The organism is Desulfuromonas sp. KJ2020, from assembly GCF_024197615.1.
Lineage (GTDB): Bacteria > Desulfobacterota > Desulfuromonadia > Desulfuromonadales > SZUA-540 > SZUA-540.
Genome location: NZ_JAKUKE010000001.1, coordinates 1,527,704 through 1,542,219 on the forward strand (window position 1 = coordinate 1,527,704; position 14,516 = coordinate 1,542,219).

At 57.9% G+C, this 14,516-nt stretch carries 11 protein-coding genes; 5 read left to right on the forward strand and 6 right to left on the reverse strand.

Features of this window, described 5'->3' with window-relative positions:
- Positions 1–10: 10 nt before the first annotated feature.
- The 6 genes from def to MJO47_RS07000 all read right to left on the reverse strand — a co-directional run bounded on the left by def (position 11) and on the right by MJO47_RS07000 (position 6,241).
- Positions 11–511, reverse strand: a complete 501-nt coding sequence (def, locus tag MJO47_RS06975) for a peptide deformylase (RefSeq protein ID WP_253960393.1) — start codon at positions 509–511, stop codon at positions 11–13.
- Between the two features lie 3 nt (positions 512–514).
- Positions 515–1,054: a glycine cleavage system protein R gene (locus tag MJO47_RS06980; RefSeq protein WP_253960394.1), complete on the reverse strand. Its 540-nt coding sequence runs from the start codon at positions 1,052–1,054 to the stop codon at positions 515–517.
- A gap of 148 nt (positions 1,055–1,202) precedes the next feature.
- Positions 1,203–2,360 (reverse strand): choice-of-anchor F family protein, encoded by a 1,158-nt coding sequence (locus MJO47_RS06985; RefSeq protein ID WP_253960395.1) that lies wholly within the window; start codon positions 2,358–2,360, stop codon positions 1,203–1,205.
- 716 nt (positions 2,361–3,076) lie between these two features.
- Positions 3,077–4,429, reverse strand: a complete 1,353-nt coding sequence (locus MJO47_RS06990) for a hypothetical protein (RefSeq protein WP_253960396.1) — start codon at positions 4,427–4,429, stop codon at positions 3,077–3,079.
- Between the two features lie 145 nt (positions 4,430–4,574).
- Positions 4,575–4,982 carry a hypothetical protein gene (locus MJO47_RS06995; RefSeq protein ID WP_253960397.1) on the reverse strand — a complete coding sequence of 136 codons (408 nt, stop codon included), beginning with the start codon at positions 4,980–4,982 and terminating at the stop codon, positions 4,575–4,577.
- A gap of 53 nt (positions 4,983–5,035) precedes the next feature.
- Positions 5,036–6,241 (reverse strand): choice-of-anchor F family protein, encoded by a 1,206-nt coding sequence (locus MJO47_RS07000; RefSeq protein WP_253960398.1) that lies wholly within the window; start codon positions 6,239–6,241, stop codon positions 5,036–5,038.
- 827 nt (positions 6,242–7,068) lie between these two features.
- Between MJO47_RS07000 and MJO47_RS07005 the strand changes: the two genes are divergently transcribed.
- The 5 genes from MJO47_RS07005 to MJO47_RS07025 all read left to right on the forward strand — a co-directional run bounded on the left by MJO47_RS07005 (position 7,069) and on the right by MJO47_RS07025 (position 14,495).
- On the forward strand, positions 7,069–7,272 hold the full coding sequence (locus tag MJO47_RS07005; protein ID WP_253960399.1) for a SlyX family protein: 204 nt from the start codon (positions 7,069–7,071) through the stop codon (positions 7,270–7,272).
- Positions 7,269–8,882 carry a radical SAM protein gene (locus MJO47_RS07010; protein ID WP_253960400.1) on the forward strand — a complete coding sequence of 538 codons (1,614 nt, stop codon included), beginning with the start codon at positions 7,269–7,271 and terminating at the stop codon, positions 8,880–8,882. Before MJO47_RS07005 ends, MJO47_RS07010 begins: the two co-directional genes overlap by 4 nt.
- A gap of 81 nt (positions 8,883–8,963) precedes the next feature.
- Positions 8,964–10,319, forward strand: a complete 1,356-nt coding sequence (mgtE, locus tag MJO47_RS07015; RefSeq protein WP_253960401.1) for a magnesium transporter — start codon at positions 8,964–8,966, stop codon at positions 10,317–10,319.
- A gap of 13 nt (positions 10,320–10,332) precedes the next feature.
- Complete coding sequence (locus tag MJO47_RS07020; RefSeq protein WP_253960402.1) at positions 10,333–12,444, forward strand: bifunctional diguanylate cyclase/phosphodiesterase; 2,112 nt, start codon at positions 10,333–10,335, stop codon at positions 12,442–12,444.
- A gap of 74 nt (positions 12,445–12,518) precedes the next feature.
- A complete protein-coding gene (locus MJO47_RS07025; protein ID WP_253960403.1) occupies positions 12,519–14,495 on the forward strand; it encodes a cation:proton antiporter in 1,977 nt (658 codons plus the stop codon).
- The last annotated feature ends 21 nt before the right edge of the window (positions 14,496–14,516 follow it).

A 14,516-nucleotide genomic window follows, 5' to 3' on the forward strand; every position in this document is an offset into this window, starting at 1 on the left:
ACCCCCAGGCTTATTTCTTGCGGCGGAAGACGTCTGTCTTGAGGCTGGAGACGCGGTCGAGAAAGAGGAACCCGTCAAGATGGTCCAGCTCGTGCTGGATCGCCACCGCTTCGAACCCGCTGGCCTGGATCACCGTTTCACGCCCCTGGCGATCAAGAAACTGTACCACCACCTGCTCGGCTCGGCTGACATTGCCAGTATAGTCCGGCACGCTCATGCACCCCTCGCGCATGGTGCCGCATCCCGCCTTTTCCAGAATCACCGGATTGACCATGACCAGCAGACCGTGATTGTTCTCACGGCCCAGTTTCGACTTGGAGACATCGACGACGACGGCGCGGCGGGTGACGCCGATTTGCGGCGCCGCCACGCCTACGGAGTGCCCGGCGGCAACCATGGTATCGATCAGATCCTGGATGAGCGTGTCCACCGAAGCGTCGAAAGCCTCGATCGGGGCGCAGGCGGTTTTAAGAATCGGGTCGGGGTAAAGGCGGATTTCCTGTACGGCCATAATCTAGAGCTCGACGGGGGTGATGGAGCGGACGTTGATGTCCACCTGCAGTTCGTCCTTGAGGCCGGCCATGATCGCTTTCAGACTGTCCTCGTCCTGCCCTTCGGGGAGCATCGCTTCGAGCATCATGACATAGACCGGACGCTCCTCGCTGCCCACCAGCTTGGTATTGAGGTCGGTAATGTTGATCTGGCGGCGGGCCAGTTCCTGGGTGACGCGGTAGACGATACCGGGTCTGTCTGAACCATATACCGAAATCATGCAGATTTCACCGCGCAGGTCCGGGCGCAGTTCACCGCCCGGTTTGAGTACACGCACAAAGACGGAGAGGCCGCTCTCTTCAATGCCGGTGAAGGCATCGAGGAAAGGCTGCTTTCCGTCGATGTCGGGGCTGGAGACGATGAGAATCATGGCAAACTGCCCGCCGAGCAGGGTGCAGCTCGAATCGGCGATATTGCAGCCGAGGCGGTAGAGAACTTCGGTGACGTCGGCGACGATGCCGGGCCGGTCGCGGCCGATGATGGTCAGGGCGAAATAGTGCATGGCGGGCTCCACGGACAGGGGTGAATAGCATTAAGGCTTTTTCTAGCATGAACCGTCCCGCTTGCCAAGGTGAACAATGCCCATTTCAGAGAAAAAGCCCCTGCCGGTTCGACAGGGGCCATGACATCACAACGCAACAGATCCTGTCTTATTCCGTTCTGGGGATCAGGCGAATGGCAAAGGAGTCCGGGGTGGGCCAGTTGGCCGAATTGCCCAGGGTGATGTACCAGTTGAGGCTAAGGTTGGCGAAGTCATCGATGGGGCCGGGGGCCACCCAGGGATCGGCCTCCCACTGAGCCAGCAGCTCTTCAGAAACCGGTTTGGCGACGCCATCGGAAATGTAGGCTTTCTCCAGACCGTCAGCCGGGTCAATGTAGGTACCTTCCTGGGAGCGGTAGGTTACCCAGGTGCCGTTGCAGACGCCGGCGGCTTCGTCAAAGGTTCCCTGGCAGTTGGCCATGAGGATATTGTCGGTGTAGTACAGCTGATCGCTATCCCAGTACATGCCGTAAATGGTGATGGGGGCGCTGTTCCACAGACCGAACAGATTGTAGTGGTTATCCGAGATACCGTTGGACTCAAAGCGGTCCTCAGCGGCCTGCAGGGCAAAGTCACCACGCTCGTTGGGATCAAAATAGCCGGGCTCGGGGTGATGTTTGTCAGGGGCACCGAAGAGGCCATGGGCGAAGAGGGCGACCATGTCCTTGTCGCGGGCTTCCCCGATGACGACCGGTGTGCCTTTGCTGGTGGTGATGGCGAGTCCGTCGCCGGCAGTGGAGGGAATCCAGTTGCCGTTGGCATCGACAAAGCCCAGCTCGATGGCGAAGTCGGTCAGGTCCACGCCCGTCCAGTTGGAGAGTTTCTGCATCATGCTGTAGGTTTTCACCGAACCGTCATTGGCCACCTTGAACTTAATAACGGTGGGCTGTGCGAGGTTGTTCATGAGGGATTTGAAGCGTTTGCTCGACTGGAAGGGGTCGGAGCACTGCTTGATGCTGAAGTCATAGGGATTGTAGCCGGAAGTCATCACGCAGTTGGTACCGTCCTGGTCGTCGCCGTTGACGATGCTGATACCGGGGGCCTGGGAGTCACTCTCCTTCCAGCTGATGCCGCCGATGGTGGTGGTGAAGCTGGCGTCAGTGTAGATAAGGTTGACGTACGACTCATACAGAGTGTAGGGCCCCGGGTTGAGATCGACGTCAGTGGTGTCCCAGGCCGTGATGGTGGCGGCCGGCGCCGTACCGGCGAAGGCTAGCAGGCAGAGCGTGGTGGTGAGTTTTTGCAACAGTCTTTTGGGGTTTTTCATTTGCGTTCTTCCTTTCTCCATGTGCATTGGGCCAGAGGCATCCCCTCTGGCATGTTGTTGTTCTCCAGCGCCGGGAAGACAGATCCCGTCGCCGGAAACCTTCGATACACCCTCCAGGATGTCACTCCGAAACGGTGACGGAGTTCCGTCGGCTACATAGCATCGGCTGTGCCAGCTTTTTTAATGAGAATTGGCGAGCTTTGATGAGGGAAGATTTATTGGCAAAATATCATCGGAGAGGCTGGTGGCGATCTCTGTTCATTGTGTGGAGGTCAGTACCCTGAAAATACAAAGGTTTTTCCTCAGGCGAACCCATTTTTTGAATGGGGAAGATCTGGGGGCTTTTTGGGGGTTTTCCCTTATTTGACATTAATTACCGTTAAGTATTTAAATACGGGAGAAATAAGGGAATCTGTGCTGGTGATTTCACCTTCAGTAGGGGGGAAACACCATTGGTTTTTGTTAATTTCGGGTTTTGCCCATTAAAATAGGCGACCGGCTGTCGGTCTACGGTGGGAAAAGCCTGCGATTTCAGACCCTGAAATGCCTGCAAGTTGTCTTATATAAATGAGCTTGGCAAATTGCCGGAACCTGAATAGCACCACAGATTCTGCTGGCGAGCCGCAAAAAAAGCCCCCGCCAGGCGGGAGCCGATTACAGCCGGTGGGTATGTAGGGGATAGTATGTCTGTCGACTTCCTGTTGCTTATATTCCGGTTACCGGGTGAATGCCGTTGTTATCCTTGTCGCCGTGAGTTCTTGAGCGGTCGCTGTCAACTTGCGCTTCACACTCTGGATCGCCTTCTGATACCTGAGAACCTCTGGTGCCAGCTGTGCTGCCCGTTGATATTCCTGTAAGGCTTTATGCAGATTGCCGTTTTTCTCGTCCGATCTGCCAAGCCAATAGATCGCTGAAGCGTTGTTCGGAAATTTCCTGACGTTTAGATTGGCGATTTCCGCGCTGCCCTGTAAATGATCCGCCGCCCGTCTTTCATTTCCCATCAACTCGTAAGTTTCCACCAGGGAAAGATGTGACGCAACGCTGAGCGGCTGCCTGGCGAGAGTATCAAGGTCCACCTGTTCTGCCTTTTCAAGGAAATTGCGGGCCAACTGTGGATCGTTCAATTTGGTGTAGCAAACAAACAGATTGCGTAACGCCGAAGCGTTATTCGGTTCCTCTTTATGCACCAGCAGATATAATTGCGCGGCGCTGTCCCATTGTTCAAAACGCTTGTAGCGATCGGCAAACTTCTCCACACCATTATAGAATCGGGCTTGCATTTTCGGTTTCATGGTGGGTGCGTAATAGCCTGCGGTGGTGGCAAAAAAGGCGAGAAGAGTTACACCCAGGACCAATGAAACGGTTTGCCAGGCCAGCTGCTTCGAATCCGCCGCAGGCCATTCGGGAATATTCCTAAGTTCCTGCTGTTGACGCGTGGCAAGCAAAAAATTGAAGGACATGATGGCCAGCGCCAGCGGGATCAGTACTTCAGCAATTTCAGCCTCGTTGAACTGAAGAAGTCCAAGCTCAAGCCCGGCGCTGAACACAAAAAAGGGCCAGAGGTAAAGCGGCGGGTGTGGCAAGCCTTTATTGCTGAACCAGAGAGCCAATCTCCAGCGTAAACCCAAAAGAAGAGGGAACAGTAACCCATAAAAGACCAACCCCAGTGCAATCAAATATTCCATCGATTGCTTCAATGAGGTCTCGATGGGACCGGTAAAAAAATTATGCAGGTTGGTTTCATTTTGCAGATTGTGTGTTCGAAAAAAATCGGGCGTTGTCAGGTTGAAGATTCTTTGTCCCCAGGAAATCTCTTCACCGACAACATAGAAGCAGGCCAATGCCAAAATCGCAAAGAAGGGACGGTAATTCGACTTGCCGCAGGCAATCCGGACCGAGAGCAGCATGGTTGTGACAAAAAGAAAGACTTGGGCCCACTCGCCGACCAGATCCTCGTAAGTCGCAACGATATAGGCCAGGGGAAACCTTGCTGCCATGAGAAAATAACCACCGGCAATAACGACAAACAATCCCCAGGCAACAAGTTTGTGTGGTTTTGTCAGTTTCATGGTGGTTCTCCCGAAATGAGTATCCTGTCACCACCTCTACGATGGTCTTGCCGATGCCGAATGGCCCGGGGGAGCGCTGGTCTGTGCCGTCTTTTCTGGCGGCTGCCGGACAGTTCCGGCAGCCGCCCAGAATCAGCTCGAACTGTTAGCGGTGATCGCTGTCGGCGTCACTATCGCTATCACTGTCACTGTCGTGATGGTGATCTACGAAATCATAAGTCGGAACTTCAGAATTCGGGCAATCGCCATTCACTTCAACCTTGGCCTGCCAGTAGACACCTGTCGCGTAACCGGGGGCATTCCAGGTGTACTCTACCGCGGTGGTACGCCCTTCACTCAACCAGGCTTCTTTGCAGAGCTGGCCGATCTTGACCCCGGCATTGTCGAAACCTGTCATTTTGACAGCGGCCCGAACACTTTGAGACGTCGTATTCTTTACCGAAGCCTTGACGGTTGCAGCCTGGTTGAGTTTCACCTGGGTTCCGGCGTGAGCCAGAGGGATGCTTACGAAGGCGATGAGCATCGCCAGTAAAATCAGTTTTGCTGTTTTCATCTTTTCCTCCAGATAGTTCGTATCGCGTTACAGGATTCGTTGATTCAACCCACTTACTGAACAACCGCCGTCGGGGCCTCGATGAAGACAATAAAGTCTTCCGGAGCCGCGGTGCCCGGCTCAGTCGAAGCGGTTGCGGCGTCGAAGGTCGGGGTGATGCGAATGGTGAAACTCGCGTTGCCGTTGCCATCAGCAGTCGGCCAGTTGTCAGCATTGCCCAGTGAGATAAAGGTGTTGATATTCACGTTGGCAAAATCGTCGATATCGCCGGGAATCCAGAGGGGATTGCTGTCCCAGGAAGCGACAACATCAGCTGGAATCACCGTACGGTTCAGGGCCGGATTCAACGGGTCGATGCCGGCAGAGGGAGCAATGGTCCACGTGCCGTCACCGTTGTCAACCGGGACCAGCGACGAACGATAGGTGACCCATTCACCCTGGCAACCTTCTGCGGCATTAACCTGGGCTACTTCCTCGTTAAAGGCGCCATCGCAATGCCCCATGAGGGCATTATCCGTGTAAACGATGCCGTCCATATCAAAGTAGATTGCACCTTTGAGATTGTTCGAAGGCATCCACTCACCGAACAGGTCCTGATGCACCGGATGCATGCCGACCGTGCGGATAAAGGTTTCGCCGGCCTCAAGAGCAAAGTTGGCGCGAACGTAAGGGTTGAAGTAGCCGGCCGAGGTGTGGTGTTTGTCCGGTGCGCCGAACAGGCCGTGCGCCAGCAGTGAATCGAGTTCGCCCTGATTGGCCATGCTGCTCGCAGTCGGAATGTCGTTGCTGTGTTTGGTCCCGTTCTTCAAAGCGAAGGCCAGTCCCTGTCCCGGCTGGGCTTCAGTGAAGACCCCGTTGATCAGGAAGCCGAGCTGCTGGGTGTAACCGGAGACACGCTGTCCGGTCTGATTGCCATACTTCTGCAGGATACGGTAGAGATCTTCCTGGCCGTTGGCGCTGACGTTGAAAGTCAAATCTACGGGAGCGTCGAGAACATAACTGACAACCTTGAAGCGCTTGCTTGACTGCCAGGGGTCAGAACATTGCTTGAGATCAACCCCCCACCAATCGCTCATCTGGGTTGCACTGGGTGTTGAGTCGGGGTTCCAACCGGCAGACATGATGCAGTTGTCGCCCGTCACATCATCGCCGGTCACGATGCTGAGACCGGGACCCTGGGTGTCGCGCTCCTTCCAGGTCATGGCCCCGTTTGGTAACAGAGTTGTTCCGCCGGCATACTTGGAGTAACCACTCGGCATAAAACCGCCCTCAGCGACGGCACCTGTGTTCGGGTCAAGCAGGGACCCGGGTTCAACATAGTTGTACTGGTCAAAAACAAAACCGGGATCAGTAACATTGGTCGGGGCTCCTGGGGTTGCATTAGCCATGTCCCAACTGGTAATCACTGCGGCCTGAGAAAAACCGGCCGTTCCAAAGAGGGCTATTAAAGCCCAGGCAAACGTAAAGAACCTCTTTCTGCATTTCATTGGATGTGCCTCCTGTGCTGTGTTGCTCCATTTGAAGTCTGTTCGGGCTGACCATTAGCCCTTGAATGTCGAATGCTCCGGTGCCGGGAAACCAGATCCCGTCCCCAGAAACGTTCGATACACCCTGCAGGATGTTTCTACATAACGTTGACGGTGTTTCGGCCGATACATAGCATCGGCTATGCCAGCCTTTTGATGGATAACGAATGCGCGTCGATGGACGGAGTTTTGTTGAGAAATGTCATCGGAAAAGCGGTTGGTGAAAGCTGGGTGATGTGTTGCGGTAAGTGTTTAGAAAATGAAGAGGTTTTTTTTCCGCCGAAATCCATGTTGAGAGGGGAGCCGCTGGGGGTTTTGTGGGGAATTCCCCTTATGTGACATTAATTATCGTTAAATGTTTACACGCAGGACTCACAGAGGTATCAGCGCTGGTGAATTCCCCTGAGGTAGGGTGAAAACACCATTGGGTTTGATTAATTTTGAATTTTGCCCATAAAAAGGAAGGGTGATGTGGCAGATGGGTTGTCCGTCTTTCTTGCGCCGGCATGTCGCCTCTGCTAGCATGCAGCGTCCTTGAACGAAAAGGGAGGTGAAACGGCATGAGGCACGATGTGGAGAACATTCAGGAGCGTCTGGTTGAACTGGAAATACGCTATACCCACCTGTCGCAACAAGCAGAAGAGCTCAATGAGGAGGTGATTCTCTGTCACCGGCGTCTCGATGGGCTGGAGCGTGAAAATCGCCGTCTACGGGACGCCCTGAAATCCCTGGCGCCCGACACTCCCGAATCGCCGGACGAATGAGTCGGGGGGCCGGGCAGGATCTGCTGCTCATCCACCCACCGGCCGCCAAGCCGGCCGAGCCTCCTCTAGGGCTGGCGGCCCTGCTGGGTCATCTGCGCGGTCACGGTTTTATGGTGGCCGCGCTGGACGCCAACCTGGAGGCGTACCTCTATCTGCTTGAAACCTCCCGGCTGGAAGGGGCGCTGGGGCCTGCGCCTTGCCGCGCCCTGCAGCGGGCCGTCCGCCATGCCCGTACCTCCCTCGACCTGCTGCGTTCCCCTCAGTCCCTGCAGAACTTTGCCCGTTACTCCACGGCGGTGCATCATCTCAACCAGGCTCTGTCCGTCTACACCGGGGAGGGGGGGCGGGAGCGCCTGACCCTGGGGGATTACCAGCACGGGGACCTTTCCGAGTTCTCTCCTGATGACCTCGAACGGGTGGCCGCGGGTGAAGTATCTACGCTCTTTGCTTCGTACTTCCGTGAGCAGGTGCTGCCGCAGCTCGAAGTGCAGCGGCCGCGCTGGGTGGCCCTCTCCGTCAATTATCGCCACCAGGTGCTGCCCGCCTTCGAACTGGCGGGTATGATCCGCCGGCGGCTTCCCGACATCGGCCTGGTGGGTGGGGGAGGGATGTTCACCTCCTGGAAGCCGTTTCTGCAGCAGAACCGGCGGCACTTTACCTGCTTCGACCACATTGGCTTCGGCCCCGGCGAGGCGGTGCTGGGCCGGCTGCTGGACGGTCCGAACCCGGCTGGCGCCTATGACCTGGAGGATCCGTCCTCAATCGCCTTCACGCCGGATTACAGCTTCGCTCCCCTCGTCCGCTACCTCTCTCCCGTGCCGGTACTGCCTCTAGCCGCCTCTCGCGGCTGTTACTGGCAGAAATGTCTGTTCTGCCCCGAGGCCACCTCTCCGACCCATCCCTGGGCGACGGTGGGGGACGCCGACTTTGTGCCCTGGCTGCTGGAATTGAGTGCCCGCTACGGCACGAAGCATCTTCATCTCTCCGACAACGCCATCCCGCCGCGCCTGCTCAGGGCGATGGCCGCACGAGCGGCCGAGATGGCCGCGCTGCGCTGGCATGGCTTTGTGCGCTTCGAGAAAGCCCTCCTCGACCCTCACCTCGTGCAGGCTTTGGCCGCCGGCGGCTGCCGTATGCTGCAGCTGGGGCTTGAAAGCGGCTCCCAGGCCGTACTCGACCGTCTGGGTAAGGGGACTCGCCTGGCCGATGTCTCGGTGATTTTGCGCAACCTGCAGCGCGCCGGCATCGCCACCTATGTCTATATCATGCTCGGCACCCCCGGCGAGACCGAAGCCGATGCCGAAGCGACCCGACGTTTTCTCGAAGAGCACGCCGAGGCCGTGACCTTTCTCAATATCGCCATCATGAACTTGCCGCGCCAGTCGGAGATGCTGATCCGTCCCGACGACTTCGGCATCGAAGGCACCAGCCTCCCCACGGACAGCGAATCCCTGGGGCTTTACGAGACCTTTGAGGCGACTTCCGGCTGGGGGCGCCGGGAGGCCCGCCGGTTTCTGCAGCAGCGCCTGCTGGCCTCGCCAGCGGTGCGGGCCATGGTCAACCGGGTGCCCCCCCTCTTTACCTCCAGTCATGCCTTCCTGTTTTGCTGAACGGGCCATTGACAGGGCGTTTTTGGGGGTGTTAGTCTTAACCGCTTAGGTTCCCGACACCCGACGAGGAGGAAAAAGATCATGGATAAAAAGCTGGAGATGCTCCTCGATACGGTAAGAAAACTGATTCGCCGGGGGGCCTACCCCAATCTCACCAAGGTGATCGCCAAGACCCATCCCGTCGATATCGCCCACCTGTTCCGCTATCTCGACCTGAAGGAACAACGCATCCTCTTCAATCTCATCGAGGAGGCCGAGACCGCGGCCTACGTCCTCTCCGAGCTGGAACACAGCGTCGGCGCCCAACTGCTTGAGCAGATCGAGACGGAGACGATCACCGAAGTTCTGCAGGAGATGCCCTACGACGACGCCGTCGACATCATCCGCAATATGCCCGAGGAGCTGGCCGAAGAGATCCTCAACATCATGCAGGATGAGCACTCGGAGGAGATCGAGCAGCTCCTGCGCTACGACGAGGACACGGCCGGCGGCATCATGTCGACGGAGATCTTCTCTCTCAGCCAGGATCTCACCGTCAAGAAAGCCGTCGAGTCGCTGCAGCAGGCCGAGGACGTGGAGATGGTCTTCTACCTTTACGTCACGGACGAACACAATCACCTGGTCGGGGTGCTTTCTTTGCGTCAACTGCTGACCGTGCCGCCGTCGACCCTGCTCAAGGACATCATGATCCGCGACGTTATCAGCGTTCGTACTGACATGGACCAGGAAGAGGTTGCCCTGCTTGTCGCCAAGTACAACATTCTGGCCATCCCCGTCGTGGATGACGGCAACAAGCTCATGGGGATTATCACTGTCGATGACGTGATCGACGTCATGCGGCAGGAGGCCACCGAGGACATCTACAAGATGGCCGGCGCCAGTGAGGAAGAGCTGCTGTACGGGTACAAGTCGTTCAAGATCGCCCGCCTGCGCCTACCCTGGCTGGTGACCAACCTCTTCGGCGGCGTCGTCACCGGCTATCTGATGTGGCGCTTCAAGGCCACCCTCGAACAGGTCATCGCCCTCATCTCCTTCATCCCGGTCATCACCGGTATGGGCGGCAACGTTGGCGGGCAGTCCGCGACCATCGTCGTGCGCGGCTTTGCCACGGGGCGCATCGATTTCTCGACCCTGCGCCAGGTTTTTTTCAAGGAACTGCGCGTGGGCATGATCATGGGGGCCGTCTGCGGCCTGGTCGTCGGCCTGGTCGCTTTTATCTGGCACCACAATGTCTATCTGGGCCTGGTCGTCGGTCTGGCCATGGTCACCGCCATGACCGTGGCGGCTACCATGGGGGTGATTGCAACCTCCTTCTTCAAGAAAATCGGCATCGATCCGGCCATCGCCTCCAGCCCCTTCGTGCAGACCGCCAACGACATCACCGGCATCCTGATCTATTTCGGCACCGCCACCATGTTTCTCCGTTATCTCGCCTAGGACTGCTATCGCCATGACGGACTCCCTCTTTTTTGCGGACTCCGCCCGCCAACTACCCACGGGGCAGGATTTGCACCAATGGTGGGACAATCTGCGGACGATCCTCAACAACGTGCAGGAAGCCATTTTTATTCAGGATCTGGAGGGGCGGATTGTCGACCTGAACGATCAGGCTCTTCGACTGTTCCGTTTGCAGCGGGAAGAAGCGCTGGGCCGGAAGATTCAGGATGACTTCTGCGCCACCGACTCGCCAATCGAGCAGTTGTCTGTCATCTGGCAAGAGGTGGTCGACGGCCAGGACAGGCGGCTGGAGTGGCTGGCCCGCCGTCCTGGCGATGGCGGCTCCTTTCCGGTCGAAGTTTTTCTGCGACGGTTGCGGCTGGGGGAGAACGATGCGGTGCTGGCGGTGGTTCGCGATCTTTCCGAACGTTTGTGGTCAGAGGAGAGGATGCGTTTGGCCGAGCGGGTGTTCGAAAGCAGTCTGGAGGGGATCGCCATTACGGACTGCCACGGCCTGATTGAGCGGGTGAATCCCGCCTTTACGGAGATTACCGGGTACCAGGCGAAAGAAGTGCTGGGCGCCAATCCGCGCATCCTCAAGTCCGATCGTCATCCCCCCGAGTTTTACCGGGATATGTGGCAGGCCCTGCGGGAAAAAGGCAATTGGCAAGGGGAGATCTGGAACCGCCGTAAAGGCGGCGAGGCCTATCCCGAATGGTTGAGTATTTCGGCGATTACGGACAAAAACGGCCGGTCGACTCACTATGTTTCCGTCTTTCACGATCTTACCGAGATCAAGCACAAAGATGAGCTCGTCCGTCATCAGGCCTATCACGACGCCCTGACCGGCCTGCCCAATCACCTGCTCCTGCGCGACCGCCTGACCATCGCCATCAGCCGTTCCCGGCGGGAGGGAAAGGGCCTTGCCGTCTTCTTTCTCGATCTCGACCACTTTAAAAAAGTGAATGACAGCTTCGGGCATATCGCGGGAGATATCCTGCTGCAGCAGGTGGCCGCGCGTCTGCAGGATATGGTGCGCAAGGAGGATACCCTGGCGCGTATCGGCGGGGATGAGTTCGTGTTGGTGGTGCAGAATATCCACAGTGCCGAGAATGCCGCTCAGGTCGTGCATAAGATCATGACCGATTTGGCTGGTGTGTTCCAGGTGGGCGAGCAGGAAATTTTCACGGGCGCCAGCATTGGCATCAGCCTTTTTCCCCATGACGGCGACGACCCCGAAAGCCTTATCCGCAATGCCGAAACGGCCATGTACCGGGCTAAAGACCGGGGGCGCAACAACTATCAGCTTTTTGCGGCCGAAATGAACGAACAGATCACCCGTCGGCTGTTCTTGGAGAACAATCTGCGCAAGGCCGTGCAGGAGGAGCAGTTTCAACTGTACTACCAGCCGAAGGTGGATTTGAAACGCCGAGAAATAACGGGCATGGAAGCCCTGGTCCGCTGGTTACAGCCCGATGGGACTATCGTTCCTCCAGACGCGTTCATTCCTGTGGCCGAGGAGACAGGGATGATTATCCCGCTGGGGTACTGGATTTTACGGGCCGCCTGCCGTCAGATCCGGAAATGGCGGGAGGCGGGGTATGGGACGCTACAGGTATCCGTCAATCTTTCGGCGCAGCAGTTTAAACAGGTCGATCTGGCCGAGCGCATCCTGTCGATTCTGGCGGAAACAGGGGTCCCTCCCGAAGCCCTGGAGATCGAAGTCACCGAAAGTGTGCTGATGGCCAACATGGAGGAAGCGATCCTGACGCTTGCGCAACTGACCCGTCAGGGCATCCGTGTCGCCCTCGATGATTTCGGGACAGGGTACTCCTCCCTGTATTATCTCAAGCGACTGCCTATCGCCACCGTCAAGATCGACCGCTCTTTCGTGGCGGATCTGACGACGGACCCCGATGACAACGCCATCGTGTCGGCGATTCTGTCCATGGCGGCTGGTCTCAAGCTCCGGGTCGTGGCCGAAGGAGTGGAGATACGCGAACAGCTGGATTTTCTTCGGCAGCACGGCTGCGATGAAATTCAGGGATACTTCTTCAGTCGCCCCCTGCCGGCCAAAGAGGCGGGTCGTTGGCTGGAAGAGGGGTTGTGGCGGGATAAACTGTAAGACCAGTCTGCCAACCGCCGGAGCAGTGTACGGCAACCGGGCGGCATCGGCATAAAAGGAAGGTTTCTCCGATCGTGGGCATTGCAGCAGATATCATTATCATCATCGTCGCCGGTCTGCTTGGGGCGCTGGTCGCCCACCGCCTGAAGCAGCCTTTGATGCTGGGCTATATTCTGGCTGGGGTGCTGATTGGCCCCTTTAATAATGCCATCTCCATCGGGGATGCCCATGACATCGAAAAGCTGGCCGAAATCGGCGTCGCCCTGCTGCTTTTTGCCCTGGGCCTCGAGTTTTCGCTGAAAGAGCTGCGGCCTGTCCGCACCATCGCTCTGGTGGGAACGCCCTTACAGATCCTGCTGACCCTGGGTTTTGGGTTTCTCATCGGCCGCTGGCTGGGGTGGGAGAGGGTGCCGTCCTTGTGGCTGGGGGGCGTGGTCTCCTTTTCCAGCACCATGGTCATTCTCAAGACTTTGATGAACCAGGGGGTGATGGGCACCCTCTCCAGCCGCGTCATGATCGGCATCCTCATCGTGCAGGATCTGGCCGTGGTGCCGATGATGATCATGCTCCCCCAGTTGAGCGATCCGGCCTCGGGGCTACCGACCCTCGGTTTTGCCGCCATCAAGTCGGCGGTCTTTCTGGCGCTCATGCTGCTGCTCGGCACCAAGCTGCTGCCGAAACTGCTGGCCATCATCGCCCGCTGGGACTCGCGAGAGCTCTTTCTGCTCTCCATCACCGCCATCGGTCTCGGCATCGGCTACGCCACCTATCTGGCCGGACTGTCTTTCGCCTTCGGCGCCTTCGTGGCCGGCATCGTGCTGAGCGAATCGGATTACGGCCACCAGGCCTTAAGCGACATCATCCCCCTGCGCGACCTCTTCGGCCTGCTCTTCTTTACCTCCGTCGGCATGCTGCTCAATCCGGCCTTCGTCATGGCCAACTGGTTCGAAGTGCTCGCCCTCGTCCTGATGGTGGCGCTCGGCAAGGGGGTTATCATGGGGGTCTTGGCGCGCGGCTTCGGTTATGGCAACGTCATCCCCTTGGCGACGGGGCTGGGCATGTTCCAGATTGGCGAATTTTCCTTTCTGCTCGCCCAGGAAGGCTACGGTATTGGCGCCCTGAGCCTCGATCAGTATTCCCTCATTCTGGCCGCCACCATCATCAGCATGTTCCTGACGCCCGTCGTGTCGGGACTGACGGCCCCGCTCTACGCCTTGCGTCAGCGCTTCGGCAGCAACGATACGCTGGAGGTCATCAACCTGCCAGCCGAAGAGCTCAAGGATCATATCGTCGTGGTCGGCGGCGGGCGAGTCGGTCAGCATGTGGCCCGGGTTCTGCGTCAGATCGACGTGCCCTTCGTGATTGTGGAGGTCAACCACCGGCGCTTTGAGGAATGCAAGCGGGCCAGGCTGCCGGCTATTTTCGGCGATGCCAGTCAGAACATCGTCCTTGAGGCGGCGCGGATTCACGGCGCCCAGCAGCTGCTCATCACCGCCCCGGCGGTCATCTCGGCCCAGACCATCGTCCGGCATGTGCGGCAGTTTTATCCCGATCTGAACATCGTGGTGCGCGCCGACGGGGAGGATCAGATGCGCTCCCTTTACGAGGAGGGGGTCTATATGGTCATTCTGCCGGAACTGGAGGCGGGACTGGAGATCGCCCGTCAGGCCCTGCTTCACCTGAAGATGCCCATTCCGGTCATCCAGCGCTATACCGACGCCATCCGCCGCGAGCTCTATCACCCCCTCTCCGAAGGGCGGGACGACCATCAGGAGATCCGCCAGCTGCGGTCGGCTGGTGACCTGCTGGAGTTGAGCTGGGAGCGCCTGGCCACCGGCAACCCCATGGTGGGCCGGAGCCTGCGGGAGCTGGAGATCCGGCGGCAGACCGGCGTCTCCATCGTTGGCGTCATCCGGCAGGGGGAATTTCTCCCCAACCCCGAAGCCGATTTCTGTTTCGCCGAAGGCGATCTGATCGCCACCATCGGCAATACCGCCCAGCGGCAGGCCTTCAATGCCGCCATGATGAAAAAGGCGAGTCCGACGACCTGAAGTGCCAAGGAGCTGAGGATT

Coding starts and splice junctions, on each gene's coding strand:
- MJO47_RS07000 (WP_253960398.1), bottom strand. CDS start 6,241: ATGCCGAGTGGTTACTCCAAGTATGCCGGCGGAACAACTCTGTTACCA.
- mgtE (WP_253960401.1), top strand. CDS start 8,964: ATGGATAAAAAGCTGGAGATGCTCCTCGATACGGTAAGAAAACTGATT.
- MJO47_RS07010 (WP_253960400.1), top strand. CDS start 7,269: ATGAGTCGGGGGGCCGGGCAGGATCTGCTGCTCATCCACCCACCGGCC.
- MJO47_RS06980 (WP_253960394.1), bottom strand. CDS start 1,054: ATGCACTATTTCGCCCTGACCATCATCGGCCGCGACCGGCCCGGCATC.
- MJO47_RS06995 (WP_253960397.1), bottom strand. CDS start 4,982: ATGAAAACAGCAAAACTGATTTTACTGGCGATGCTCATCGCCTTCGTA.
- MJO47_RS06990 (WP_253960396.1), bottom strand. CDS start 4,429: ATGAAACTGACAAAACCACACAAACTTGTTGCCTGGGGATTGTTTGTC.
- MJO47_RS07005 (WP_253960399.1), top strand. CDS start 7,069: ATGAGGCACGATGTGGAGAACATTCAGGAGCGTCTGGTTGAACTGGAA.
- MJO47_RS07020 (WP_253960402.1), top strand. CDS start 10,333: ATGACGGACTCCCTCTTTTTTGCGGACTCCGCCCGCCAACTACCCACG.
- MJO47_RS06985 (WP_253960395.1), bottom strand. CDS start 2,360: ATGAAAAACCCCAAAAGACTGTTGCAAAAACTCACCACCACGCTCTGC.
- def (WP_253960393.1), bottom strand. CDS start 511: ATGGCCGTACAGGAAATCCGCCTTTACCCCGACCCGATTCTTAAAACC.